We start from the raw sequence: 332 nt of genomic DNA, 5'->3' as shown, positions 1-332 counted from the left end.
ATTCCCAAAGGAAACGCCTTTCGAGTTGCTCCTTTGTTATCATCAGGTGCAGACTGGGAGGGGCATCCTTGGCGAGCCAGATCGGCTTTACGAAGGGGGGTGCCACTGCCTCATCCGGAAACTGCGCGCATTGGAGCCAGATACAAAGAGATGCATCATAGCAGAGAGTGGCATAAAGAGCAGGGATGACGTGCTCCTCATGAAAGAGGCCGGAGCGGACGCCGTAATGGTGCAGCATGTATAACAAGTCCACATTGGTCCCGATGCCGTCTAACCCCTCCACACTCAAGAATAGAGGGAAGCGACCCTCCAGCATGTTCCTCTGGTAGTCG

1 protein-coding gene is annotated in these 332 nt (G+C 54.5%); it reads right to left on the bottom strand.

From position 1 onward, the window contains the following. On the bottom strand, positions 1 to 332 hold a 332-nt coding region (locus tag EZM41_RS02860; protein WP_198469314.1), incomplete at both ends, for a hypothetical protein.

The sequence above is a fragment of the Acetomicrobium sp. S15 = DSM 107314 genome, from assembly GCF_016125955.1.
GTDB classification, from domain to species: domain Bacteria; phylum Synergistota; class Synergistia; order Synergistales; family Thermosynergistaceae; genus Thermosynergistes; species Thermosynergistes pyruvativorans.
Note: the sequence above shows the minus strand (reverse complement) of the source record. Positions and strands in the feature narration are given on the sequence as shown.